Here is a 22,902-nt window from a genome sequence, read left to right as displayed (position 1 = left end):
TTGAATCGGTGGAAGAAGTTAGCCCTGCTGGACGGGATTTGCCCGCAGCAGGTTGAGGTGGTGGTTCATCCGGTCCCGCTTGGTCTGCAGGTACCGCTCGTTCTCGGCCCGGACCGGGACTTCGGAGGGCACCATCGCGTCAACGGTGACTCCAAACGCCTCCAGCCGGTCCCGTTTCGCGGGGTTGTTGGTGAGCAGCCGGATCCGGGCCAGGCCCATCTCCAGCAGGATCTCCGCAGCCGCCTGGTAGTCACGGGCGTCGACCGGCAGGCCGAGCTGTTCGTTCGCCTCCACCGTGTCAGCGCCCTCGTCCTGCAGCGCGTAGGCCCGCAGCTTGTTCGCCAGTCCGATCCCCCGTCCTTCGTGCCCCCGCAGATAGAGCACGGTCCCGCCGTGCAGGCTGATCAGCCCAAGGGCCTGCTCCAGCTGCTCCCCGCAGTCGCAGCGGTAGGACGCAAAGACGTCGCCGGTCAGGCACTCGGAGTGCAGCCGGACCAGCGGCACGGCATCGGGATCAGCAGCCGCACCGGCGCCCAGCGCCGAAATGCTCAGGTGCTCGGCACCGGTGCGGGCATCGGCCCATACCCGGGCCGCAAAGTCCCCGAACGCCGTCGGCAAGCGGACCTCCGGCCCCGGAACAACGGCACCAGACTCCGGGGCAGTCACCGCACGCCTCCGGCCGCCGGTGCCGCGGCTTCCACAAACGCCACCAGGTCCTCGATGGACACCAGGACCAGGCCATGTTCGTCGGCGAACTCCCGGAGCGCGGGCAGCCGCATCATGGTCCCGTCGTCATGCACCAGTTCCGCGATGACCCCCACCGGGGTGCAGCCGGCCAGACGTGCCAGTTCGACGGCGGCTTCCGTATGGCCGCGGCGGGCGCGGACGCCGCCGTCGTCCGCCCGGAGCGGGAAGATGTGCCCGGGCCTGTTCAAGTCAGCAGGCTCGGAGGCCGGATCGGCCAGCACGCGCGAGGTCAGCGCCCGGTCAGCGGCACTGATCCCGGTGCTGGTTCCCGCCGCTGCGTCGCAGGACACGGTGTATGCGGTCCCTTTGGCGTCCTCGTTGACCGCGGTCATCGGCGGCAGGTTCAGCCGGTCGGCATAGCTGCCCGGCAGCGGCACGCACACCACGCCGGACGTATACCGGACGGTGAATCCCATCAGCTCCGCGGTGGCGTGCTGCGCCGCAAACACAATGTCACCTTCGTTTTCGCGGTCCTCGTCATCCACGACGACGACGGCGCGGCCCGCGGCGATGGCGTCCGCCGCGGCGGCGATCGAATCCAGGCGGATGCTCATGCTGCCTCCCCGCCCGGAATGGTTGACGCGGGAACAGCAGCGAAGGCCAGCAGCCGTTCGGCGTATTTCGCGAGCACATCCACTTCCAGGTTCACCCGGCCGCCGGGGTTCAGTGCGCCGAGACCGGTTTCGGCCAGCGTCGTCGGGATCAGCCCGACCTCGAACCAGGGCGCCGGCTCCTGCGGTTCGCTGACCGCTGTCACGGTCAGTGAGACACCGTCAACGGCGATGGACCCCTTCTCCGCGATGTACCGCGCCAGCGGCTGCGGCACCCCAAACCGGAGCCGGTCCCAGTTGCCCAGGTGCTCCCCCTCCAGCAGGACCCCCACGCCGTCAACGTGCCCCTGCACCACATGCCCGTCCAGCCGTCCGCCGGCCGGGACACAGCGTTCCAGATTGACCCTCCGGCCGGGGGTCAGGGAACCCGTGGTGGTCCGGTCCAGAGTTTCGCCGATGACGTCCAGCGAGATCCGCCCGCCGTCGACAGCTGTAGCGGTGAGGCAGACACCGTTGACCGCGATCGACCCGCCCAGCTCCAGCCCGGCAGAGGTGCCCGGGGCTTCGATGACCAGTATCTTGCCCCCGCCGGACGCATCGGGTGTCAGGGAAATTACGCTGCCCTGTTCAGCGACAATGCCGGTAAACACGTCAGTGTCCTATCGTCGGTTCGTTGTTCGAAGGGGTCGGTTCCAGCTGGAGCCGCAGGTCAGGGCCGGTGAGGCGGAAAGCGCCGCCGGCAGCATCGAACCGCCAGCTCTGGGCCTCCGCCAGGGTGCTTACGCCCAGTCCGAAGAAGGACGGTGTGCCCGCCCCCAGCAGCTTCGGCGCGGTGTAGACCACCAGCTCATCTGCAAGCCCGGCGCGGAGGAACGCGCTGGCCACGGTGGCGCCGCCTTCCACCAACACGTGCCGCACGCCACGGGCATGCAGCTCGGACAGCACGACGGCGGGATCATGGGTGCGGCTCTGCAGGAACCGCCCGTCGGTTCCCCGGACGGCGGCGTCGGCTGGAACCTCCGTGAACCCCATCACCACCCGCAGCGGCTGCGGCAGCGGTTGGGGAAGCGCGCCGGCGCCCTCATCACCGGGCGTGGTGCCCCGGGCGGTCAGGCGCGGGTTGTCGGCCTGAACCGTGCCGGTTCCGGCAACGATGGCATCGCACCGGCGGCGCAGTTCCTGAGCATCTTCCCGTGCCTCCGGTGAGGTGATCCATTGGCTGGTGCCGTCGGCGGCCGCGGTGTGCCCATCCAGGCTTTGGGCGGTTTTGACCGTGACGAAGGGACGATTTTCCCGAATCGCGGCAGACCAGCGGTGGTTCAGTTCCCGGGAGGCTTCGGCCATCAGTCCGCCGGCCGTGTCCACACCCGCGGCGGCCAGGGCAGCTGCTCCCCCGGCGGCGTCATCAGTTGTGTCCGCGGCGGCGTAGACCACCCGCCCGATCCCGGCGCCATTGATGGCCTGCGAGCAGGGACCGGTCCGTCCGGTGTGATTGCACGGTTCCAACGTGACCACCATAGTGGCTCCCCGCACGTCGAGTCCCGCCGCAGCGGCGTTGGCCAGCGCGTCCGCTTCGGCATGCGGAGTTCCCGCACCGCGGTGCCAGCCGGTCGCCAGCGCCACGCCGCCGCTGTTCAGGATTACTGCCCCCACCAGCGGGTTCGCGCCGCGCACACCCCGGCGGGCCAGGTCGAGTGCCTGGGCCATGGCAGCGTTCTCCGCTGCGGTGAAGGCCAGGTCCGCTCTAAGCGTCATGGCTACCGCACCGTAGGGTCCGGCATGTCCACCTGGACCTGCGGTTTTTCATGGGCTTTGGCCCGCCACCAGACGAAGAAGCCCACCAGTGTGAAGCCACCGTAGAAGAGGTACATAAACGCCGTCGCGTAGTAACCGGCACTGAACAGTAGCGGAACACCCACAATGTCCACGGCCACCCAGATCAGCCAGAATTCGACCCAGCCCTTGGCCATGCCGTAGGTGGCCAGCAGCGAGCCAACGAAGGTCCAGGCATCGGCCCAGACCGGTTCGTAGGAGCCCAGCATGCCGAAAACCGGTGTCAGCGCGGCGGTTCCGAGGATCAGGGACGCCACCAGAATGATCCGGGTGCGGCCGGAGGCCCACTGCGGGGTGACGGCATCTGCACCGGAGTTTTTGCTGGTCTGCCAGCGGCGCCAGCCGTAGATGGACACGGCAATGAACATGATCTGCCTTCCAGCCTGGCCCAGGAGGTTGGCGGTGTCCGCGTCGCCGAAAATCGAACCAAGGAAAACTGTCAGCAGGAGTGCGTTGCCGATGATCCCCACCGGCCAGGCCCAGACTTTGCGGCGCATACCGCCGAGGGCGCTGAGCAGCCCGAAGATGTTGCCAAGCAGTTCGCGCACCAGCAGGGAAGAGTTCCCTACGGGGATCTGCGCGTCAAAGAGCCACCGCAAAAAATCCATGTCGTTCCTTATCCCGTAGCGGCGGCTCCGGGGGTACGACAGTACGGTGCATCAACGGAACGGGGCACCCACAGGGGTACGCCGAGCGTCGGTCCAACAAACTGTACGTGCTTCTCCCATCCAGACTTTAACTGTCGGTACTGGAATTTCACCAGTTCAACCGTCCGTCCTGCCGGGGGTTCCGGCTGGACGTGCGGGTCGCGGACTATAACCGCCGGTTCGGAATTACACCGACCCCGGAGCACGTTTGTTAAGAACATTCTTGCACAAGCGGGTGGGTTGCACCCCGCCTGTGTTACGCCACGCGGAGGTCAACCTCGCCGGGCGCGGATCCGCCGGCTCCGAAAACCAGATGCCGGTTGGCGATCTTCTCCGTGAAGAACCGGTCGTGGCTGACCACCACCACGGCCCCCGGGAAGTGCAGAAGCGCGCGTTCCATCACCTGGGTGCTGGAGAGGTCCAGGTGGTTGGTGGGCTCATCGAGCAGCAGCACCGATGCACCGGACAGCAGGCACTGTGCCATCGCAACCCGGGCCTTCTGCCCGCCGGAGAGGTTGCCGATTTTCTGCTTCAGGTCTGCCTCGGAGAACTGGAACATGGTCAGGAAACGGTTCACGGACTTCTTGGTTGCGGTCAGTGCCAGGCTGTCCGGCATGGCATTGACCGCGTGGGTGACGGTGTCCTCGTCGTCGAGCTCTGCCAGCACCTGGTTGTAGGAGACCATCTTCGCGCCGTTCGCCCAGGTAACCTTGCCGGCGTCGGGCTTCTCCTCACCGGTCAGGACCCGCAGCAGCGTGGTTTTACCGCTGCCGTTGGCCCCGAGCACCACCAGCCGGTCCCCGCGCCGGATTTCAAATCCCAGCCCGCTGAACAGCATCCTGGCACCGTAGGACTTCTCGAGCGACTCCGCCCGGCAGAGGTTGTCCTTAACATGCAGCCCGGCGTAAATCTCCGTAATAATCTGGTCCACCGGACGCGGTGCGCGGGCCTTCTTGATCTTGGCCAGCCGGCTGCCCAAGGCACCGCCTCCAGCCTTGGCGGCCTCGCGCCGGTCGGCGATGCCTTCGGCTTCAAAGGCGAGCAGCTCGGACTCGTGGACGAACTGGGACTGCAGCGCCTTGAGCCGGAACTGCTTCTGGACCACGTACTCGGCGAAGTTCCCGGCGTATTCATGCAGGTGGTAGTTCTCCACCTCGATGATGCGGGTCACCACGGCATCCAGGAACTTCCGGTCGTGGGAAACCACGACGGCGGCGCCGCGGAAGTCGCGGAACCAGCCTTCCAGCCACTCCACACCGGCGACGTCGAGGTAGTTCGTGGGCTCATCAAGCAGCAGCACATCCGGGGCCTGGAGCAGGATCTTGGCCAGGGCCGCCCGGTTCCGCCACCCGCCGGAGAGGGCATCGATGGGGCAGGTGCGGTGCGCCTCGCTGAAACCCAGCGTGGTGAGCGCGGCGTCGATGCGGCGGGGGTAATCCCAGCCGTCCAGCCGGTCCATCGCCTCGAAAAGTTCGGCCTGGCGGCGGATCAGCCGGTCCATGACCTTGGGTTCCGGGTCAGCGCCCAGCGTCTCGTCGATGGAGGCGAGTTCCGCTTCGACGGCCTTGATTTCGACGAACAGCGCGTCAAGGACCTCTGTAATGGTCGCTTCACCGTTGAGTTCAGAGAACTGGGAAAAGTAGCCGATGTTCACGCCCTGCTCCACGGTGACCGTGCCGGAGTCCGGTTCCACCTGCTCCAGGATGAGCTTCAGCAGCGTGGACTTCCCCGAACCGTTCTTCCCGATCAGCCCCACCCGGTCCTTCGGTTCCAGGCGGAAAAACGCCTCACGCAGGATCTGCGTCTTCTCGAAACCAACATTGACGTCCTGCAGCCTGATCAGGCTCATTCGGGGTCCTCTCGGGAGATCAGCAAGCCACTCATCTTATCGGTCCACAGGACGGACCCTGTTCCCGCCAGCTCCGCCGCCGCATACTGTTGCCACGGCCTGCCAGGCCGGACAAGACAATCCGTACGCTCGCAAAGGGGCCCCGATGGTGGAAGCCACAACCTTGGTGTCAGGACTCGGGATGGGAGAATCCGCCCGATGGCACGACGGTGAGTTCTTCTACGCCGATTGGACCGCCGGAACTATTTCCGCCCTGGATGAGGCAGGTTCGATCCGCAGGGTGGCCGGTGTCCCCTCCTTCCCCATCACCTTCGACTGGCTGCCGGACGGTCGGATGGCGGTGGTCTCCGGCACTGACGGCAGCGTGCTGGTCGAGGTGCCGCACGCGGGACTGGTGCCGCTGGCTGACCTCCGCGGGCTCTCGCCCTATCCCTGGAATGAGATTGCCGTCCATCCGTCGGGCAACATTTACATCAACGGCATCGGCCAGGACTATGCGGCGGAACCCGAGGCGAACGGACTCATCGCCCTGCTCCGGCCGGACGGTTCCCTGGAGGAGGTGGCCGGGGGTCTGGCCTTCCCCAACGGAATGCTGGTTTCCGCGGACGGCGGCACCCTGGTGGTCGCAGAGTCCAATGCCGGACGCCTGGCCTCCTTTACAATCCGGGACGACGGCAGCCTGGACCCTGCCGGAAACTGGGCCACCCTGGAGGGCAGCGCCCCGGACGGGATCAGCTGGGACGGCACCGGCGGTATCTGGTTCGCCGAAGTTCCGGGCGAGCGGTGTGTCCATATCCAGCGCGGCGGCGCCGTGCTGGACACCGTTCAGCTCAATGACGCCTGCTTCTCCTGCGTGGCCGGCGGCGAGGACGGCGGACTGCTCTTTATGCTCACCGCGCAGTGGCCCGAAGTCATGGACCCCGCCTGGGAGAAGACCGGCAAGGTGATGGTTCAGCGAGTCAAACAGTCCAGCGGGTGAAATGACAGTCCGGCCGGTGGAGTGACCGGTCAGCTGGCCGGGCCCGCCACGGCACTGGCTTGGGCCCGCAGCTTGGAGATCGCCTCGTTCGGATCGGGCGTGCCGTACACGGCGGACCCGGCCACGAATACGTTGGCCCCTGCCTCCGCGGCACGTTCAATGGTGTCCGGAGCGATTCCGCCGTCCACCTGGATAGCGAGCTGAAGGCCTGAACCCCGCACGGCCTCAGCGGCCCGGCGGATCTTGGGCAGCGTGACGTCCAGGAACTTCTGCCCGCCGAAGCCGGGCTCCACCGTCATGATCAGCAGCATGTCCAGCTCGGAGAGCATGTCCAGGTACGGTTCCACCGGGGTCGCCGGTTTCAGCGCCATCCCGGCCTTCGCGCCGCGGTCCCGCAGCTCGCGTGCCAGCCGGATCGGCGCGGCAGCCGCTTCCACATGGAACGTGACCGATGCGAGCCCTGCCTCGGCGTACGCGGGAGCCCAGCGGTCGGCGTCGGAGATCATCAGGTGCGCATCCAGCGGCAGTTTGCTGACTGCCTGGATCCGCTGCACCACCGGCAGCCCGATCGTCAGGTTCGGCACGAAGTGGTTGTCCATCACGTCCACATGCACGGCGTCGGCACCGCTGATCCGCTCGAGTTCGGCTTCGAGGTTCACAAAGTCAGCGGACAGGATGCTCGGGTTGATGCAGCACTGGGTCAAGGGGAAGCTCCTAGATCTTGCGGCGAATGAGGGCAAGGAACATGGCGTCGGTCTGATGGATGTGCGGCCACAGCTGCGCGGTGGACTCATGGCCGGCACTCAGTGAGCCGGTCAGGCTCACCGCATCCAGGGCGGCACCGGCGTCGAGCAGTTCCAGGTCATTGCGCTTGCGCAGCACGTCCGCCACCACTGCGGTGGTCTCCGCCGGATGCGGTGAGCAGGTCACGTAGGCGACCACGCCGCCGGGCTTCACGGCGTCGACGGCGGTGGTGAGCAGCTCGCGCTGCAGGATCCCGAGTTCGCCGACGTCAGTGGGTTTACGGCGCCAGCGCGATTCCGGGCGGCGGCGCAGCGCACCAAGTCCGGTGCAGGGTGCGTCCACGAGGATGCGGTCAAAGGTTTCCGGGTAGTCCTCGGCCACGGTGCGGCCGTCGCCCGTGCGCACGTTCCAGGTCTCCCCCGGCACCGCTTCCAGTGCCTGACGGACCAGCTGCGCGCGGTGCGGCGCGGGTTCGTTCGCCAGGAGCACGGCGCCCTTTTGGTGGGCCAGGGCAGCCAGGAGCGCAGCCTTGCCGCCGGGGCCGGCGCACATGTCCAGCCACTTCTCCACGCCGTCGTCATCAACGGCAGTGTCATCCAGTGTCAGTTCGGCCAGTGCACGGGCCACCAGCTGCGAACCGGCGTCCTGCACGCGGGTTGTGCCGGCGCGCACGGAATCCAGGCGGCCAACGTCGCCGGCGGAGAACAGCGCAGAATCCTGCACGAGTTCACCGTCGATGGCACCGGCTGCCCGCGCTTCATCAAGGTCACCGAGGCCAGGCAGGGCGACGAGGTTGACGATGGGCGCATCGTTGTCGGCGCGGAGCAGGTCGGTGATTTCCTCGACGCTCCGCCCGTGGGCCACCAGGGACTGGCGCAGTGCCCGGACGATCCATTCGGGATGACTGAATTCGATGGCCGAACGCTTCACCGCGTCCGGTTCACCTTCGGTCAGCAGCGCTGTCCATTCGGTCAGGTCCCGGGCCGCGACCTTACGCAGCACCGCGTTGATCAGGGCGGACGGGCCGGCGCCGATCACGGCGCGGGCCAGGCCAACCGTCTGGTCCAGGGCAGCGTGGGCGGGAACCCGCATAGCCACCAGTTGATGCACGCCGATCCGCAGCGCGTCCAGGACGGCCGGATCCAGCTTGTCCAGGGGCCGGTCAACGCAGCGGGCCAGGATCGCGTCATAGATGCCCTGGCCGCGCAGCGCACCGTAGGCCAGTTCGGTGGCAAAACCGGCGTCGCGCTTGTCCAGCCGGTGCTTGCGGATGCTCTTGGGCAGCACCAGGTTGGCGTACGCGTCCTCACCGGAAACGGCACGGAGGACCTCGAAGGCCACCAGCCGGGCCGGGTCGGCGGCCCGGGTCCGCTGCGACGGCGCGGCCTCGGTGCGGCTGCGGGTAGCCGGGCGGCTGCGTTCACGGCCCTTGGCGCTGCGGTTGGTGTTACTTCCGGAACTGCGGCGGCGCTCCCCCGGGGAACCGCTGTTGGGGGTGCTCATTCAAAAACCACGTCCTCACGCTGGCCTAGTCCCCGGGCCCAGTCGGGGCCGGGCATCATCTTCTTACCGGCAGGCTGGACCAGTTGCAGTTCCAGTGCCGTGCTTCCAGTGCCAACCAGTGCCGATGCTCCGGCGCCCGAGCCGAGGCGCACCTGTCCGGGCGCCAGGTCCGTGACCTCGGGCCGCGGAACGGCAGCGCCGATCTTGAAGCGGGCACCGTCCAAGGTGGTCCACGCCCCGGGTTCCGGAGTGACGCCGTTGATGCGCCGCCGGATCGCCAGCGCAGGCTGGTTCCAGTCCAGCCGTCCGTCTTCGATGGTCAGTTTGGGTGCCAGAGTCACCTCGCCGGACTGCGGCACGGGCACGGCCCGGCCAGCGTCGATCGCAGCCAGCGTCTGCGCCAGCAGGACGGCGCCGCTGTGCGAGAGGCGTTCCAGCAGTTCACCGCTGGTCAGTGAAGGATCCACGGTTTCGGTGAGCTGCCCGAAGACAGGACCGGTGTCCAGGCCCTTTTCCAGCAGGAACGTGCTGGCCCCGGTGATTTCATCACCGGCGATCACGGAGTGCTGCACCGGTGCCGCCCCGCGCCAAGCCGGCAGCAGCGAAAAGTGCAGGTTGATCCACCCGTGTGTGGGGACCGTGAGCGCACGTTCGGGGATCAGCGCACCGTACGCCACAATGGCCGCGGCATCCGGTTCCAGGCCCGCGATCGCCGCCACGGCGTCGTCGTCAATTTTGCCTGCCTTGATGACCGGAAGGCCGAGTTCCGCCGCGCGGGCCGCAACCGGCGACGGCGTGAGGACGCGCTTGCGCCCCAGCGGTGCGTCGGGCCGGGTCAGGACGCCGACGACGTCGAACCCGGCGTCCAGCAGGGCGTTCAGGGACGGGACAGCCACTGCCGGTGTCCCCGCGAAGAGTACGCGCATTGCCACGGCGGTCAGACTCCTGCGCTGGGGGTACCGAAGGTTCCGAAACTGGAGCCGACGGTCTGGGCGCGCTGGGCGGCGGTGCGCTCGGCGACCGAGTCGTAGTCGGCCATGCGGATGGCGCGGAGAGCGGCCTTGCGGTTCTCACCTTCGAGCCGGTCAATGTAGAGAACGCCGTCCAGGTGGTCGGTCTCGTGTTGGAAGCAGCGCGCGAGCATCCCTTCGCCTTCAATGCTGACGGGGTTGCCGTTTTTGTCCTGGCCGGTGACGCGGGTCCAGCGGTAGCGCGGAACCGGGTAGCCGATGCCGGGAATGGAGAGGCAGCCTTCCACCTCGTCCTCCTGGAGGTCTTCGCTCAGTTCCAGGACCGGGTTCACGATGTGTCCCGCCTGGCCGTCGATCCGGTAGGTGAAGACGCGCAGGCTCACTCCGACCTGGGGTGCTGCCAGACCGGCACCCTCGACGTCCTCCATGGTCTCTTCCATGTCCGCAACAAGCTTGGCGAGTTCCGGACCGAACTCCGTCACTTCCTCGGCACGGGTCCGCAGGACGGGGTCGCCGATGATCCGAATCGTCAGGATTGCCATCTGGAATGTGTTCCTTACTGTTGCGATGTACTGCGTCGTGCGCGGTGTAATGCGCTGTGCAAACGGGGCGGACTGCCCGCATACCAGTCTAGTTGGACGCGGGCTGCCCTGCTGCGGCCGCATGGGCCCCGGCAGGCTGTACCGGCGGAGGGGCGATCGGCAGCAGCGCCTGCCCTGCGGCAAGGGCGTCGTGGCTGGTCTGCCAGACCCGGCGCAGGGCACAGAATTTGTACCAGTGCTGCGGGAGGACCTCAGGGTTGGCGCGCATGGGGCGCACCTCGGTCTGCCCGACAGCAACGCCAAGCAGCAGCGGATCCTGCCCGTACTGCCACGGCTCCCACTCTCCGCGGCCGGCGTCGACCAGCGATTCCTCCGCCTTCATACCGGCAACCAGCTGCATAACCACCTTGTCATCGAGCTGCTTTACCTGGCCGTCACGGTCGGTGTTCTTGGTTTTGTAGTCGATCAGGCAGAGCCGTCCGCCAATCCTGGCGACCAGGTCCAGGGTTCCGGCGTAGCCCAGCTCATGGTTCCAGACGGTAATCTCCGCAGCGACCGGCTGCACCTGGTACTGCTGCCACCACTCGTCGAACCGGTCGGCGAACTGGTGTTCGCCGTGTTCTGCCAGGGCTGCACGGGCCTCGGTGAGCTGATGCGGCTGGTCCAGGGCACGCAGCGCCACCTGCTCGCAGTAGTGGTGCACGCGCGTTCCGCGCTCGGCGGCCTGGTCCCGGTAGACCTCCGAGGCCCTGGAGGCCTCCTTCACGATGGAGCGCAGCTGCCCGGCGTTACCCACGGCACCCGGAAGGGCCGGATGCTTAACGACGGCGCTGGCCGCCATATAGCCGTGCCAGCCGGCCAGCGAGGTGCTTCCCTGGGCAATAACCGTCGTAATCGAAGGGACCGCCGGGGGTTCAGTCAGGGAGCGCGAGTACATGCGCCCGAACTCTGTTGCGTGTGCCAGGGCTGGATCAGTCATAAACCCAGTCTGTCATCTGCCTCTGACCATGCGCGCCACAGAACGGCGCGCGGGTGCCCAGGGGTGCAGGCACACCCTTCGGCCTAGTCACGCTCTACGTCCAGGATCTCCCCGCTCGTTTTGTCCACCTTGACCTCGATCCGGCCTTCATTACTGTTTTTGACCTCGACTTCCCATGCCGGTGTGCCGCGGTAGTCGTCGTCCTCGACGCCGATGACCTCGCCGCCGTATTGGTCGGTGACGACCCTGCCCGCCTCATCAAGGGAGATAGCGCTGCTTCCCGGGGCCGGCGCTGCTGAGCTGCTGGCATCCGGCGAACTGCTGGATGAGGACGTCTCCGCTGGCTGGGGCGACTGCTCGTCCTGTTGCTGCTGGCCGGTATTCGTACACCCTGTCAGTGCGATGACTGCTGCGATTACTGCTGCCTGAGTTACTCGGCGCATGCCGAAACCTCCTCGACCTTGGTCCATATCTGTTCAATCCCGGCCTATCACTGCCCATCCGGGCGGGGCAAACGCTAGCGTCGGTTCATCGATTTCGCGGTTAAACAAAAAATGGCCCCTTGATCCATGCCTAGTGGATCAAGGGGCCATTCTGTGGGCGATACTGGGTTCGAACCAGTGACCTCTTCGGTGTGAACGAAGCGCGCTACCACTGCGCCAATCGCCCTTGCGGGAGTTGCTTTCGAACTGCTGCAACGTCTAAAGATGCTAGCCCACAATCGGGCCTGATCAAAACCGGATTAGGTCCCCATCGTGAAATGGTCCCGATTGGACGAACCTCGAAACGTCCTATAGAGTTTTTCTTCGTTGGAAAGCGGGAGTTCGCCGCGGAAACACCAACATGCGGACGTAGCTCAGCTGGCTAGAGCACCACCTTGCCAAGGTGGATGTCGCGGGTTCGAATCCCGTCGTCCGCTCGCAAGTCACTGTAAGCTGGTCTTCAAAAGCCGGTCACGGTGGGGTGGCCGAGAGGCGAGGCAGCGGCCTGCAAAGCCGTATACGCGGGTTCGAATCCCGTCCCCACCTCCACGGTTACATGCACAACCCATTTTATGGGCGCGATTGGCGCAGCGGTAGCGCGCTTCCCTGACACGGAAGAGGTCACTGGTTCGATCCCAGTATCGCGCACGAAGTTTTGGCTTTGTGAATTCACGTAGTTTGTGAAATTGCAGAGTATGGAACTCTCATTTGCGGACGTAGCTCAGCTGGCTAGAGCACCACCTTGCCAAGGTGGATGTCGCGGGTTCGAATCCCGTCGTCCGCTCTCCTGTACTGTACGGCCCGGATCTGGTCCGGAACCTGCCAGTATCAGGCGCGATTGGCGCAGCGGTAGCGCGCTTCCCTGACACGGAAGAGGTCACTGGTTCGATCCCAGTATCGCGCACGGAAGTTCTGTACTTGTGGATAACACAGTGCCGGACTTTTATTTGCGGACGTAGCTCAGCTGGCTAGAGCACCACCTTGCCAAGGTGGATGTCGCGGGTTCGAATCCCGTCGTCCGCTCGGAACAGCGTAAATGGAGCAGGCCTCACGGTCTGCTCCATTTTTGTTTTAAAGGCAGGTGGGCAGCCGTGCACCCCTCTTTCCCGCCAAGCCCGGAGAAAGTGCGCCTTGGCGCTCATACTCAGGGGGCTTACCATTGACCTGAACGGGAAGCGGTTGGCTTCCCCAGCGAAAGGAGGTGGTCCGTGTCTGTATTTGACGGGCTCAAGGGCAAGGCCGGAGAGCTGAAGGACAAGGCGACCGAGCTTGTGGGCCAGAACGCCGACAAGATCAAGGGCGGCATCGACCAGGCCGGAAATTTCGTCGACCAGAAGACCGGCGGAAAGTACGCCGATAAGGTTGATGGATTCCAGCGCAAGGCCTCCGAAGCGGTTGATAAGGCAGACCGCGAACGGGGACCGGGCGAACCGCCCCCAGCCGGCCCTACACCTCCGGCCAGCTAAACCAAGAGCACGGCAGAAAGCCCCGGTACCGCGAAATCAGCGGTACCGGGGCTTTTCCTTCGTGGAAGGTTTCCTGCCAGAAACCTAGGAGGCTTCGCCTGTCTGGCCTTCACGGGCCAGTGCGGTGAGCCGGGAGACGGCGCGGTAGTACTTTTTCATGTAACCGCCGGCCATCATCTCCTTGGTGAACAGCTGGTCGAACGGCACCCCGCTGGCAAGGATCGGAACATCCTTGTCATAGAGCCGGTCGGCCAGCACCACAAAGCGCAGGGCGACGGACTGCTCCGAAATCGTGTGCACGTTGTGCCAGGCAACGGCGTCAATACCGTCGATGAGCTGGCGGTAGCGGCTGGGGTGAACGTCCGCGAGGTGGTTCACGAGGTCCGCGAACTCATCTTCGGCGACAGTCCTGCCGTCGTATTCCGAGGCAATCCGCGCAGCCATACCGGCGTCGTCCAGCGGCGGCGGGGACTCAGGCAGGCCGCGGTGGCGGTAATCCTCGCCATCGATCCGCACGACGTCGAACTGGTCGGCCAGCACCTGGATCTCCCGCTGGAAGTCGACCGCAGCGAACCGGCCCTCTCCCAGCGAACCCGGCAGGGTGTTGGACGTGGCAGCCAGTTTCACACCGGCGTCGGACAGTTCCCGCATCAGACGGGACATCAGGACCGTGTCTCCAGGGTCATCCAGTTCAAATTCGTCGATGCAGACCAGTTTGTACGCTGAGAGGGCCTCCACGGTTTTGCGGAAGGAGAGGGCCCCCACCAGGTTGGTGTATTCCACGAACGTGCCGAAGGCCTTGGGGCCTTCCACCGCATGCCAGAGGGACGCGAGGAGGTGCGTTTTGCCGACGCCGAAGCCGCCGTCGAGGTAGAAGCCTGCCTTGGTTACGGCTTTCTTGGCGCCGAACAGCTTGCGGAAGCCGCTGGGAGCCGGGGTGTCAACGCTCTCGGCGAAGGCCCGCATGGCGGTAACTGCCTGTGCCTGGGAGGGCTGGGACGGGTCCGGAATGTAGGTGTCGAAGGAGACACTGCCAAAGCGCGGTGAGGGGAAGAAGCCCTGCAGGAGTTCGTCCGTGGAAACCTGGGGAGTCCGCTTCGAAAGCTGCTCCACTTGTCCTGCTGCGCCCAATCCATCCATCCGATTCTGCTAGGGGTACGGCATTTGCTGCCGTAGCAACGATACGCCACCGTGGCCGGTGTCCCGACTCCGCAGGAAGCTTTGGGACGCCGCCGTCGTTAGGGTAGTTAGTAAACCGGCCGCATAAACGTAAGGACCCATCATGCCGTTGCCCGCAGATCCGAATCCCAAGTTCGCCGACTACGCCAATCCGGACCGCCTCGTGTCCACCGACTGGCTCGCAGCGCACCTCGGTTCTCCGGGCCTGGTGGTCCTGGAATCCAACGAGGACATCCTGCTCTACGACACGGGGCATATTCCCGGCGCCCGGAAGATCGACTGGCACACCGATTTGAACGACGCCGACACCCGGGATTTCGTTGACGGTGCAGCTTTCGCGAAACTCATGGGGGACAAAGGCATCAGCCGCGACACGACGGTGGTGCTCTACGGAGACAAGAGCAACTGGTGGGCCGCCTACGCCCTCTGGGTGTTCACTCTCTTCGGCCACGAAGATGTCCGCCTGCTCGACGGCGGCCGGGATAAGTGGATTGCCGAAGGGCGCGAGGTGACCACTGACAAACCGGAGGTAGAGGCAGTGGACTACCCCGTCGTCGAACGCAATGACGCCCCCATCCGCGCGTACCTGCCGGACGTCCTGGCGCACCTGGGGACGGGACCGCTCATCGACGTCCGCTCCCCCGCCGAATACACCGGCGAACGTACGCACATGCCCGACTACATGGACGAAGGTGCCATGAAGGGCGGCCACATTCCCACGGCCGTGTCGGTTCCGTGGGCCAAGGCCGCAGCCGAGGACGGCACCTTCCGCACCCGGACCGAACTCGAGGCGCTCTACGGCGGGGAGGCTGGGCTGAAGCCGGGCGACGACGTCGTTGCCTACTGTCGGATTGGTGAGCGTTCGAGCCATACTTGGTTTGTACTCAGGCACCTGCTCGGCTTCGAGACGGTGCGGAACTACGACGGATCCTGGACCGAATGGGGCAACGCCGTGCGCGTGCCCATCGTCCGCGGCACCGAGCCCGGTCCGGCACCGCGCTGATCACCCTCCGCCAGCTACAACTGAAAGCGCGTTTTCCATGAGCACCACTTCGTCCACCCCGTCCACCATTCCTGCCCAGCTGCAGGAAATCGTCGAAGACTTCCAGGAACTCACCGAACCCGAACGGCTGGAACTGCTGCTCGAGTTCTCCCGTTCCCTGCCGGCTCTTCCGGCGCATCTTGCTGACCATCCGGAAATGCTGGAGCAGGTTGTCGAGTGCCAGTCGCCGCTGTTCCTGACCGTGGAGGTTGGCGACGGCCCCGGGAATCCGGTGGAGCTGTTCTTCTCTGCGCCGCCTGAGGCTCCCACCACCCGGGGGTTCGCCGGTGTGCTGCATGAAGGGCTGAACGGCCTGCCGGCCGCGGAGATCCTGGCTGTGCCGGCCGATGTTCCCGACCGGCTGGGCCTGACCCGGGCTATCACTCCGCTGCGGATGCGCGGGATGTCGGCCATGCTCGGCCGGATCAAACGGAAGATTGCCGAGGCTTCGGCAGCGGAAGCTCAGGCGTAGTCATGGCCGGCGGCGGGAAGAAGGGCGGGCGCAGCGCCACGCCCGCAACACGTGTCCTTGACGCCGCCGGCGTCGCTTACCGGACGATGAGCTACGAGCATGATGCTTCGGTGGCGTCCTACGGTTTGGAAGCCGCGGAGAAGCTTGGTGTTCCGGCGGAGGCCGTGTTCAAGACCCTGATGGTGTCCGTGGAAGGCCGGCTGGCGGTCGCCATGATTCCGGTGGCAGGCACTCTGGACCTGAAGAAGGTTGCCTCGCTGCTCGGTTCCCGCAAGGCAGCTATCGCCGACCGCGCCGAAGCAGAGAAGCGGACCGGGTACGTGGTGGGTGGGATCTCACCGCTCGGTCAGAGGCTTCCGTCTCCGGCCGTGATCGACTCCAGTGCCGAGGCACTGGAGTCGATCTACGTTTCCGGCGGGAAACGCGGGTTTGAGATAGTGCTGTCCCCTGCCGACCTGATCCGGCTGACGGATGCCGTGGCAGGGCCGATCACCGTCTACAAGTAGGCCCGGAGCCCGCTCAAACCCCTAGCCGCGCACCTTCTGCACGAACTGCAGCGTACGCTCCTGCAGGCCACGGATACGCTCGGCCTTCACCAGTTCCGGATCCGGATGGATGACGGTCGGTTTCACCTCGGCGCGGACATTGCGGGAGCAGGAAAACGTGCTGTGGATCAGCGTGCCGACCGAGTTGCCGTTTTTCCCGGAGGCTCCAGCCTTCGGAGCCACGAAGAGATAAACATCGTCCTCGCTGATCAGGTCCTCGCAGAGGGCGCAGAGCGCCCGTTTGCTCGCCGACACCAGCTCAGGCGCGCGGAGCAGGATCGCCACTGGCTTGTTGTCCACCGGAAGCACGAGGTAGGAGCGCTGCGGCATTTTGTGATCCTGCCAGCCGATCTGATCCAGGTTCTCCCAGTCGGTTTCGGCGAAGTCCGGCGGGAAGTTGAGCGCGGCGACCTGGGAGCGGCTGGCGTTGATGAAGGACTTGCGGATGACAGCTTCAGTTACGGGTTGCATGGTGATGGGCTTTCGTTCGATTTCGGCGCCCGAGGCCGGGGCAGAGCGTGCCGGGCCGGTGTGTGCCGGGCCGGGCCGCGGGCAGGGTGATGCGTCCTCGGGGCGGGCTAGAGGTGCCCACGGACGGTGGAAACGGACAGCTGGTGTGCGTCGCTAGGACAGGGGCGCACTGCAGGGCGTGCAGCCCACCAGCCTCTCCGCTGCATCGGGGCAGCTGGGTGCGGAAATCGAATCAATCACGCCGGTCATGGTATCAGGCCCCGGAAGTCCTGTGGCTCGGCGGCAGGCAGCGGCTTCGGTCAGTCTTTCGCGAGACGTGCAGGTCGGATCTGCCGTTAGTGGGTGGGCGGCGCCCCGGGCAGGGGCGGTGAGGTGGAGAGGTACGTGTGGCCTGTGGGCGTTTCGGTCCGGACGGTGTGGCGTTGGCCCGGAGTGCATGTGGTGTCCGTGGTCCAGCCGGGTGCTTGCTTGGCGTGGTTGCAGGCTTCGCAGAGTCCTTGTCCGTTGGCGTAGCTGGTGCGCCCGCCGGCAGTGTGGGGCTGGACGTGGTCGATGTGCCGGATCGGCGCATCACACCACGGTGTCCGACAGGTCTGGTCGCGGGTACGGATCATTCTGGCCAGTCCGGGCGGGAAGTACCGGGCTTTGGAGTCCATGGCAACCAGTTCACCGGTGGCGGGATCCAGATAGAGCCGGCGCAGGGTCACGCGGGCTTGCACGCTGAGGTGATCCGGGGCATCACGACCTCCGGAATCAGGACCATCGGCGTCCACCCGTGTCTGACCGCGGCCATGCTCCGGTGGCGGAACCTGGCGTGGTTCTAAGTCCAGTTCCGGGTCCTGTCCGTGAAGCGTGCCGGCGATGAGATCCCTGGCCCATTGCCCGGGAACGGTCCCGTAGCCGGGGAAGTACGCAGGCTCCTCCCACGGAAGTTTTGGCAGTGCAGTGCACGTCGCGCCGTTCATCCTGCCGGCAGATGGACCGTGACCAGTTCGTGGGACCGCGGCTTCTTGGAATCGAACGTTCTCTGCCGCATCGTTCGGGGCCGAGGCCGGGGCCGGGGCAGAAGCAACGGCAGTGTCCGGAGCGCCTGCTGAAACCTGGCCCGGTATTGGGGCCCGGAAAGCCTGATACCCGGGGATCATGCCATCTCTTGCGCCAGGACCTGGCGGTTCAGGCTCGAGGACCCTGCCGAAGAGGGTCCGGTCGGTCATGACGAGCTGGACCTCGACCGGAACCTGGGATGCGGTGGCCTGCCCGGTGATTCGCTCGACGAGGGTGTCGGCCATGATCTGGCCCCGGCCTCGTTCGTCCCCGGAGGAGCGCAAGCTATCAGCGGTCCGGGACAGGGCGGTGAACACGGCTACTCCCTGGGCGACGGGCAGCAGCCCGGTCAGATAGGACATGGTGTCCGGTGCCGGGCGGCAGGACACGTATCTGTCTGCGACGGCTTTGGCGTGCCGGCGCACCTGCGAGGCGGGATCGATGGCCTGGGTGAGGGACCGGATCCTGGCTATGAGTTTGCGGTCTCCGACCCCTTCCAATGCGGCCGGGTTCCCGCAGATCAGGGCATCGATCCGGCGGCGGTCTTCCACCTCGAGGCAGGCGGTTTCCCGGACCAGGAGGGTGGCGCGCCATTCACTGAGGACTCCGGCGGATAAGGCACGGAGAGTGTGGGGCATCTCGTGAACAAGGGCCTTGCCTAGGCCGAGGTGCCGGCCCCCACGGTGGGGTGAGTCCCTTCGGGCCAGCGCGATCTGCGCTCCAACACCGCGCCCAAGCTGGGCGGCGGGCAGCCCGGCGCGGGCCTGGGCCTTGCGCTGGGAAGCATCAAACGCAGCCGCCGCGCGTGCCTGTACCGCTGCGCAGGCAGATTTGAGTTCTTCCAAAGCACGGATCTGATCGATCAGCGCGGTGTCTGATTGCGGGAGCCCGGCATCTGCGAGCGCGGCGAGCCACTCGTACAGCACGGCGGTGCCTACAGGTTCGACGGCGTCCTCTGCATCAGCGGCTGAAGAATCTTCCGGTGGGTTGTGCTTGCCGGACGGGCCGTCCGCCGAAGCGGTCCACTTTGGAGTACGCATTGGATTACGCACAGTTCCTGTTTGCGGGTGCTTACCAGGGGACCAAGCTGGGGCCGTTATAGGTCCGCTCATGCGGGTCGATGACGCGAGCCTGAGAGAACCCCGCACGGGCACGAGGGTGGACTCCCACTCAATTGGAGCCCGCTCGATTGGGCCCCGCTCAATTGGGCCCCGCTCAATTGGATCCCGCTCAATTGGATCCCGCCAAAATGATTCGAACATGTGTTCGAGTCTATTAGTCTCGCCATAGCCATAACAGGGCGAACCTACTGGCTCGCCTACTCGTTTTTCCCTCCCTCCAGACCCGTTTCATACAGTCCGGACCAGGTACCGCCCTGCTTCCAAGCCCTGACCCGAAGCGTTCTCCCAAACCTGCCTCGGACCCCGGATCGGCAGGTCTCCGGTCCAGCTTCCAGCACCGAACTCTTACCTTTCCACCCCGGATCGAGTGTTCTCCTCCAGATCGGACCCGCCCCCAGTGCCAGGACCGGTTTCCTAGCAGGTGTCCGGACCAGGTACCGCCCTGCCACCCTGCCTCCCTGCATCCAACGGGCCCCGGGCCACGAGCCACAACCCGCTACTGTTCCTCCCCAGCCTGGCGCCCAGTCACCAAGCCCGGCCCCGTCCAGCCACCAACCCCGACCCCGTCCCGTACCGGCTCCCGCACTGCGGCGTCCTGCCACCGCCCGGGGTTGACCTTGGCGGCCGCGATGAACAGGGCGGCACCCATCAGCCCCAGCACCCCGGGGCCGGCGAGGTCGGTGAGCAGGTCCGGCTCGTGGTCCCCCGGAACCGGAGACGACAGGAAGGACACGGCTACCCACGCAACCACAGCCATCATTCCGGTCACCACGGTCAGGGTCTCCCGGGTACGCACCGACAGAGCCAGAAGGGACACCCCATAGGTGGCAGCGAAGACACCGCCCAGCGGCAGGAAAAGCGCAGCGAACACCAATACCGCGAGCGCACCCCGCTGCTGGCGGATACCGAGCTTCTTCTCACCCCTGGCGGTCATAAGGTAGGCGGCAAAAATGAGTCCGGCCGGCATGAGCATCTGGTGGTAGGGCCACAACGGAAACCACGTCAGGTCGAGGGTTTCCCAGGGCGGACGGAATCCGGCGTTGCCGCTTAGTTCGAGAAACAGGGAGTAGACCGCGCCCGCTCCAGCCGCGCGCATCAGCCACATACCTGCGGACTTGTCCGCGTACAGGGCCTTCGCAATTTCCTGGCTCTGAGTGTGTTCCGCTGTTCCTGTGTCCCCCATGCCCTGACCTCTCGGCTCCCCCGGCTCATACCGCGTCAGGGGCACCCCGCCCCAGTCAGGGCAACCTAGCACAGTGGGATAACGACGACGGCGCACCCTCCGCGCGCAGTTACTGGCAGCCCCCGCCCGCTGTTCCCCGGCCGCACCAACCAGAGGCAGCACCTATCAGAGCCCGGCAATAACGAACACCAGGGCGAGCACAGCCGGCACCGCCTGGATCAGGGCCGGCCGGAGCATCCGGGGATCGCTGAGAAGCAGCACCAGCCCCGCGAGCGCCATGGAGGACGCAGCAAACACAATCATGGTCGCGCCGACCACAACGTTCCCCAGCCCCAGGAGGATGACCCCAATAACCGTACCGGTAGCAAGAAACAGGTTATAGAAGCCCTGGTTGTAGGCGAGCGGACGGGTATGGTCCGCCTGCTCGTCGGAGGAGATCCCGAACAGCGTCCTCGTCGCCGGCGCCATCCACCGAATCGATTCCAGCACGAAGATATACACATGGATGGCGGCTGCGATAAGCGCAAAAACCGAAGCTGCAACGAGCATGGTTCCTCCCTGCGGGCCGTGGATACTGCGGGATTCCCCCGGGCGCCGTGCGTCCCGTGAGTGCCGGGCGCCGTGCGTCCCGTACCGTCTGTTCCCGTAACTCCCTAAGGTCCCTCCACCGATGCTCCCACTTGCACCAGCAGACAGCTACCCCCTGCGCTCAGCGGGCCGCCGCGTCCGTCCCAGGGCGGTGTCCAGCCAGCCGGCTACGGTGTCCTCCCAGTGTTCGGGGTCCACGTTGTATTCGCGGGTGTGCCCGCCGTGCGGGAACCGGACAAAGGTCACGAGCTCGGGATTCTTCTCGGCCAGGTCCGCAGACGGCCCAACGGGCACGAATTCGTCCCGTTCGCTGTGCACAATCAGCACCGGGGTCCGGATTTCCTCTGCCCGGGACACCCAGTCCATGCTCTTGAGGTCCAGGGGTGCCGCAAGACCGGTCAGGGTCCGGCCGGCCGCATTGGAAATCAGCCACTGCCCGAGTCTGCCCACCTGCGCCGGAATCCGGTTCAGCCGGGCATGGTGGGCCAGCACCTCCACCCAGTTCACCACCGGACCATCCAGCACCAGGGCACGGATGTGCCGGCTCAGTTCGGACTTGTCCGCGGTCTGAAGAGCAATGGCCCCGCCCATGGACCAGCCAAAAAGCACGACGTCGCGTGCTCCGTTGGCGAGCGCATAGCGGATGGCGGCTTCGACGTCGTGCCATTCCGTGAGGCCCAGGCCGTACCGGCCGTCTGTGGCATACGGAGCTTCGCCGTCGTTGCGGTAGGAGATGAGCAGGCTGGTCATCCCGGCGCGTCGGGCGGCCCCGAGACCGCGGATCGTTTCGGTGCGCTGGGCTCCCCTGCCGTGCACCATGATCGCCCAGGTGTCCGAGCCGTCAAGTGAGCGCACCAGCCAAGCCGGCGCCTTGCCGTTTTCGACGTCGATTTCCACGTCTTCCTGCGGGAAGCCGGCGGCCGACGGCGTCGGATGGATCGTGCCGGACCACCAGCCGCGCACGGCCTTGGCCAGGTCCCCGGAGTAGACGTGTTCGACGTCGCGCTGCACGGTCCCCTCGCGGGGCACATAGGAACGGATCGCGCCGATCCGCGCGTACCCGGCGCCGCCGTCGAAATACAGGCCGTAGGTGCCCTCGACAGTGGTGTCCTCGTTGGCGGGCAGGATGATCTGCAGCCCGTCCGGGGAATCGATCACGGCGAGGATTTCCAGGTTGGCGTCCCGCACCTGCCGCGGAGTCACGATCTGCCGGGCAAAATACACCGCGAGACCGGACGTCGCTGCCAGTACGGCCGTGGAGGCAGCCGCCCCCACGCCGGCGCCGAAGGCCGTCCATTTGACCCACGGAGCGGTCAGGGCTGCGGCGGTTTCCTGGGGCACCTCGGAAGCAGAGAGAAGCATGCCTTCATTGTGACTGACGTTGGCGCCAAGCATGGAAAATCCCATGTCACCGGCGGTTCTTTCACCCGTCCATGAGCTGGCGCTAGGCTTGCCGCATGAACGCGACGATCGTGGTGCTGACCGAAGAAGTCCTGAACGAAGCCGACGCGCAGAACCTCGGCTACCTGGCGGAGAACAATCCGGTGCGTTTCGAGGTGCTGGTGCCCGCTGACCCGGGCCGGAACATGCTGGTGGACGTCCTGGATAACCTGAGTCTCCTGGACTTCGCCGCTGCCTACCGGAACATCGCCGGCCCGCACCTTTCTGCCAAACAGGAGGTGAAGGCCGCCGAGCAGGAACTCGCCGAGTCCCTGGACCTGCTGCGCGGACTGGGGTTCGACGCCGATGGCCGGGTGACCGGGGAGAACCCGGTGGAGGCGGTGGTCGAGGAGGCCAAGGGCTCGGATGCCCAGCAGGTCGTTGTCATCACCACTCCGCACGCCATCGAGGACACGTTCCGCACGGACTGGGCGAACGAAGCACAGGACAGGCTCGGCGTGCCGGTGCTGCACCTGTACTCCGGGTCCGGATTTATCGGGGACTCGTAGGCCGGGCATTATTCC

At 65.9% G+C, this 22,902-nt stretch carries 24 protein-coding genes, 7 tRNA genes and 1 riboswitch; of the genes, 12 read left to right on the top strand and 19 right to left on the bottom strand.

The genetic code is table 11. The features are described 5' to 3' along the window. Positions 1-18: 18 nt before the first annotated feature. From ribA to ArtHe_RS05105, 6 genes are all read right to left on the bottom strand, one after another. Entirely contained in the window at positions 19-666 is a 648-nt protein-coding gene (gene ribA / locus ArtHe_RS05130) for a GTP cyclohydrolase II (protein ID WP_248319042.1), read from the bottom strand. Further along, on the bottom strand, positions 663-1,301 hold the full coding sequence (gene ribB, locus ArtHe_RS05125) for a 3,4-dihydroxy-2-butanone-4-phosphate synthase (protein ID WP_248319041.1): 639 nt from the start codon (positions 1,299-1,301) through the stop codon (positions 663-665). Before ribB ends, ribA begins: the two co-directional genes overlap by 4 nt. Further along, the gene (locus ArtHe_RS05120) at positions 1,298-1,948 is read right to left on the bottom strand and encodes a riboflavin synthase (protein ID WP_248319040.1); all 651 of its coding nucleotides are present in this window, start codon (positions 1,946-1,948) and stop codon (positions 1,298-1,300) included. Before ArtHe_RS05120 ends, ribB begins: the two co-directional genes overlap by 4 nt. A gap of 1 nt (position 1,949) precedes the next feature. Continuing rightward, positions 1,950-3,053, bottom strand: a complete 1,104-nt coding sequence (ribD, locus tag ArtHe_RS05115) for a bifunctional diaminohydroxyphosphoribosylaminopyrimidine deaminase/5-amino-6-(5-phosphoribosylamino)uracil reductase RibD (protein ID WP_248319039.1) — start codon at positions 3,051-3,053, stop codon at positions 1,950-1,952. 2 nt (positions 3,054-3,055) lie between these two features. Further along, entirely contained in the window at positions 3,056-3,739 is a 684-nt protein-coding gene (pnuC, locus tag ArtHe_RS05110) for a nicotinamide riboside transporter PnuC (RefSeq protein ID WP_066298315.1), read from the bottom strand. Positions 3,740-3,842: 103 nt separating this feature from the next. Then, a riboswitch (FMN riboswitch) is annotated at positions 3,843-3,988 on the bottom strand. A 46-nt stretch (positions 3,989-4,034) separates the two neighbouring features. Next, entirely contained in the window at positions 4,035-5,627 is a 1,593-nt protein-coding gene (locus ArtHe_RS05105; RefSeq protein WP_248319038.1) for an ABC-F family ATP-binding cassette domain-containing protein, read from the bottom strand. A 181-nt stretch (positions 5,628-5,808) separates the two neighbouring features. Here ArtHe_RS05105 and ArtHe_RS05100 point away from each other — a divergent pair, with 181 nt between their 5' ends. Next, positions 5,809-6,606, top strand: coding sequence for an SMP-30/gluconolactonase/LRE family protein (locus ArtHe_RS05100; protein ID WP_248319037.1), 798 nt, complete (start codon positions 5,809-5,811; stop codon positions 6,604-6,606). A 29-nt stretch (positions 6,607-6,635) separates the two neighbouring features. Here ArtHe_RS05100 and rpe read toward each other — a convergent pair whose 3' ends face one another. The 7 genes from rpe to ArtHe_RS05065 all read right to left on the bottom strand — a co-directional run bounded on the left by rpe (position 6,636) and on the right by ArtHe_RS05065 (position 12,014). Further along, positions 6,636-7,310, bottom strand: coding sequence for a ribulose-phosphate 3-epimerase (rpe, locus tag ArtHe_RS05095; RefSeq protein ID WP_248319036.1), 675 nt, complete (start codon positions 7,308-7,310; stop codon positions 6,636-6,638). Between the two features lie 10 nt (positions 7,311-7,320). Further along, positions 7,321-8,853: a transcription antitermination factor NusB gene (locus ArtHe_RS05090; RefSeq protein ID WP_248319035.1), complete on the bottom strand. Its 1,533-nt coding sequence runs from the start codon at positions 8,851-8,853 to the stop codon at positions 7,321-7,323. Beyond that, complete coding sequence (gene fmt, locus ArtHe_RS05085) at positions 8,850-9,779, bottom strand: methionyl-tRNA formyltransferase (RefSeq protein ID WP_248319674.1); 930 nt, start codon at positions 9,777-9,779, stop codon at positions 8,850-8,852. Before fmt ends, ArtHe_RS05090 begins: the two co-directional genes overlap by 4 nt. A gap of 11 nt (positions 9,780-9,790) precedes the next feature. Then, entirely contained in the window at positions 9,791-10,366 is a 576-nt protein-coding gene (gene def / locus ArtHe_RS05080; RefSeq protein ID WP_248319034.1) for a peptide deformylase, read from the bottom strand. An 88-nt stretch (positions 10,367-10,454) separates the two neighbouring features. Further along, complete coding sequence (locus tag ArtHe_RS05075) at positions 10,455-11,345, bottom strand: PD-(D/E)XK nuclease family protein (protein WP_248319033.1); 891 nt, start codon at positions 11,343-11,345, stop codon at positions 10,455-10,457. 83 nt (positions 11,346-11,428) lie between these two features. Beyond that, the gene (locus ArtHe_RS05070; protein WP_248319032.1) at positions 11,429-11,788 is read right to left on the bottom strand and encodes a PepSY domain-containing protein; all 360 of its coding nucleotides are present in this window, start codon (positions 11,786-11,788) and stop codon (positions 11,429-11,431) included. A gap of 154 nt (positions 11,789-11,942) precedes the next feature. Further along, positions 11,943-12,014: transfer RNA gene (locus tag ArtHe_RS05065), tRNA-Val, on the bottom strand. A 176-nt stretch (positions 12,015-12,190) separates the two neighbouring features. On the opposite strand from ArtHe_RS05065, the gene ArtHe_RS05060 reads away from it, so the two are divergent. The 7 genes from ArtHe_RS05060 (at position 12,191) to ArtHe_RS05030 (ending at position 13,293) form a co-directional block, all read left to right on the top strand. Beyond that, positions 12,191-12,264 (top strand) — tRNA-Gly (locus ArtHe_RS05060). A gap of 38 nt (positions 12,265-12,302) precedes the next feature. After that, positions 12,303-12,376: transfer RNA gene (locus ArtHe_RS05055), tRNA-Cys, on the top strand. 27 nt (positions 12,377-12,403) lie between these two features. Next, positions 12,404-12,475: transfer RNA gene (locus ArtHe_RS05050), tRNA-Val, on the top strand. Positions 12,476-12,537: 62 nt separating this feature from the next. Then, positions 12,538-12,611: transfer RNA gene (locus tag ArtHe_RS05045), tRNA-Gly, on the top strand. Positions 12,612-12,659: 48 nt separating this feature from the next. Next, a tRNA-Val gene (locus ArtHe_RS05040) sits at positions 12,660-12,731 on the top strand. Between the two features lie 45 nt (positions 12,732-12,776). Then, a tRNA-Gly gene (locus tag ArtHe_RS05035) sits at positions 12,777-12,850 on the top strand. 185 nt (positions 12,851-13,035) lie between these two features. Further along, positions 13,036-13,293, top strand: coding sequence for an antitoxin (locus ArtHe_RS05030; protein WP_248319031.1), 258 nt, complete (start codon positions 13,036-13,038; stop codon positions 13,291-13,293). 84 nt (positions 13,294-13,377) lie between these two features. Here the strand turns inward: ArtHe_RS05030 and zapE are convergent, their stop codons facing one another. Beyond that, on the bottom strand, positions 13,378-14,433 hold the full coding sequence (gene zapE / locus ArtHe_RS05025) for a cell division protein ZapE (protein ID WP_248319030.1): 1,056 nt from the start codon (positions 14,431-14,433) through the stop codon (positions 13,378-13,380). Between the two features lie 142 nt (positions 14,434-14,575). On the opposite strand from zapE, the gene ArtHe_RS05020 reads away from it, so the two are divergent. The 3 genes from ArtHe_RS05020 to ybaK are packed head-to-tail and all read left to right on the top strand — an operon-like array spanning position 14,576 to position 16,492. Continuing rightward, the gene (locus tag ArtHe_RS05020) at positions 14,576-15,475 is read left to right on the top strand and encodes a sulfurtransferase (RefSeq protein WP_248319029.1); all 900 of its coding nucleotides are present in this window, start codon (positions 14,576-14,578) and stop codon (positions 15,473-15,475) included. 37 nt (positions 15,476-15,512) lie between these two features. Continuing rightward, positions 15,513-15,986, top strand: a complete 474-nt coding sequence (locus tag ArtHe_RS05015; protein WP_248319028.1) for a SufE family protein — start codon at positions 15,513-15,515, stop codon at positions 15,984-15,986. A 2-nt stretch (positions 15,987-15,988) separates the two neighbouring features. Beyond that, a complete protein-coding gene (gene ybaK, locus ArtHe_RS05010; RefSeq protein ID WP_248319027.1) occupies positions 15,989-16,492 on the top strand; it encodes a Cys-tRNA(Pro) deacylase in 504 nt (167 codons plus the stop codon). Between the two features lie 21 nt (positions 16,493-16,513). Here ybaK and ArtHe_RS05005 read toward each other — a convergent pair whose 3' ends face one another. The 5 genes from ArtHe_RS05005 to ArtHe_RS04985 all read right to left on the bottom strand — a co-directional run bounded on the left by ArtHe_RS05005 (position 16,514) and on the right by ArtHe_RS04985 (position 22,345). After that, entirely contained in the window at positions 16,514-17,002 is a 489-nt protein-coding gene (locus ArtHe_RS05005) for an FBP domain-containing protein (protein ID WP_248319026.1), read from the bottom strand. A 335-nt stretch (positions 17,003-17,337) separates the two neighbouring features. Continuing rightward, positions 17,338-19,086, bottom strand: a complete 1,749-nt coding sequence (locus ArtHe_RS05000; protein WP_248319025.1) for an HNH endonuclease signature motif containing protein — start codon at positions 19,084-19,086, stop codon at positions 17,338-17,340. A 577-nt stretch (positions 19,087-19,663) separates the two neighbouring features. After that, on the bottom strand, positions 19,664-20,350 hold the full coding sequence (locus ArtHe_RS04995) for a hypothetical protein (RefSeq protein WP_248319024.1): 687 nt from the start codon (positions 20,348-20,350) through the stop codon (positions 19,664-19,666). Positions 20,351-20,515: 165 nt separating this feature from the next. After that, on the bottom strand, positions 20,516-20,899 hold the full coding sequence (locus tag ArtHe_RS04990) for a DUF1304 domain-containing protein (RefSeq protein WP_066303623.1): 384 nt from the start codon (positions 20,897-20,899) through the stop codon (positions 20,516-20,518). 147 nt (positions 20,900-21,046) lie between these two features. Further along, positions 21,047-22,345 (bottom strand): alpha/beta fold hydrolase, encoded by a 1,299-nt coding sequence (locus ArtHe_RS04985; RefSeq protein ID WP_248319023.1) that lies wholly within the window; start codon positions 22,343-22,345, stop codon positions 21,047-21,049. Between the two features lie 50 nt (positions 22,346-22,395). Here ArtHe_RS04985 and ArtHe_RS04980 point away from each other — a divergent pair, with 50 nt between their 5' ends. Then, positions 22,396-22,887 (top strand): hypothetical protein, encoded by a 492-nt coding sequence (locus ArtHe_RS04980; RefSeq protein WP_248319022.1) that lies wholly within the window; start codon positions 22,396-22,398, stop codon positions 22,885-22,887. Positions 22,888-22,902: the final 15 nt, after the last annotated feature.

This window comes from Arthrobacter sp. Helios, from assembly GCF_023167125.1.
In the GTDB taxonomy this organism is placed as follows: domain Bacteria; phylum Actinomycetota; class Actinomycetes; order Actinomycetales; family Micrococcaceae; genus Arthrobacter_B; species Arthrobacter_B luteolus.
This window is presented reverse-complemented; position numbering and strand designations above follow the sequence as displayed.

Coding starts and splice junctions, on each gene's coding strand:
- ArtHe_RS04995 (WP_248319024.1), bottom strand. CDS start 20,350: ATGGGGGACACAGGAACAGCGGAACACACTCAGAGCCAGGAAATTGCG.
- zapE (WP_248319030.1), bottom strand. CDS start 14,433: ATGGATGGATTGGGCGCAGCAGGACAAGTGGAGCAGCTTTCGAAGCGG.
- fmt (WP_248319674.1), bottom strand. CDS start 9,779: ATGCGCGTACTCTTCGCGGGGACACCGGCAGTGGCTGTCCCGTCCCTG.
- ArtHe_RS04985 (WP_248319023.1), bottom strand. CDS start 22,345: ATGGGATTTTCCATGCTTGGCGCCAACGTCAGTCACAATGAAGGCATG.
- ArtHe_RS05100 (WP_248319037.1), top strand. CDS start 5,809: ATGGGAGAATCCGCCCGATGGCACGACGGTGAGTTCTTCTACGCCGAT.
- ArtHe_RS05075 (WP_248319033.1), bottom strand. CDS start 11,345: ATGACTGATCCAGCCCTGGCACACGCAACAGAGTTCGGGCGCATGTAC.
- ArtHe_RS05005 (WP_248319026.1), bottom strand. CDS start 17,002: ATGCAACCCGTAACTGAAGCTGTCATCCGCAAGTCCTTCATCAACGCC.
- ribD (WP_248319039.1), bottom strand. CDS start 3,053: ATGACGCTTAGAGCGGACCTGGCCTTCACCGCAGCGGAGAACGCTGCC.
- ArtHe_RS04990 (WP_066303623.1), bottom strand. CDS start 20,899: ATGCTCGTTGCAGCTTCGGTTTTTGCGCTTATCGCAGCCGCCATCCAT.
- ArtHe_RS05070 (WP_248319032.1), bottom strand. CDS start 11,788: ATGCGCCGAGTAACTCAGGCAGCAGTAATCGCAGCAGTCATCGCACTG.
- ArtHe_RS05015 (WP_248319028.1), top strand. CDS start 15,513: ATGAGCACCACTTCGTCCACCCCGTCCACCATTCCTGCCCAGCTGCAG.
- ArtHe_RS05000 (WP_248319025.1), bottom strand. CDS start 19,086: ATGCGTACTCCAAAGTGGACCGCTTCGGCGGACGGCCCGTCCGGCAAG.
- ribB (WP_248319041.1), bottom strand. CDS start 1,301: ATGAGCATCCGCCTGGATTCGATCGCCGCCGCGGCGGACGCCATCGCC.
- ArtHe_RS05105 (WP_248319038.1), bottom strand. CDS start 5,627: ATGAGCCTGATCAGGCTGCAGGACGTCAATGTTGGTTTCGAGAAGACG.
- ArtHe_RS05090 (WP_248319035.1), bottom strand. CDS start 8,853: ATGAGCACCCCCAACAGCGGTTCCCCGGGGGAGCGCCGCCGCAGTTCC.
- ArtHe_RS05020 (WP_248319029.1), top strand. CDS start 14,576: ATGCCGTTGCCCGCAGATCCGAATCCCAAGTTCGCCGACTACGCCAAT.
- pnuC (WP_066298315.1), bottom strand. CDS start 3,739: ATGGATTTTTTGCGGTGGCTCTTTGACGCGCAGATCCCCGTAGGGAAC.
- def (WP_248319034.1), bottom strand. CDS start 10,366: ATGGCAATCCTGACGATTCGGATCATCGGCGACCCCGTCCTGCGGACC.
- ArtHe_RS04980 (WP_248319022.1), top strand. CDS start 22,396: ATGAACGCGACGATCGTGGTGCTGACCGAAGAAGTCCTGAACGAAGCC.
- ybaK (WP_248319027.1), top strand. CDS start 15,989: ATGGCCGGCGGCGGGAAGAAGGGCGGGCGCAGCGCCACGCCCGCAACA.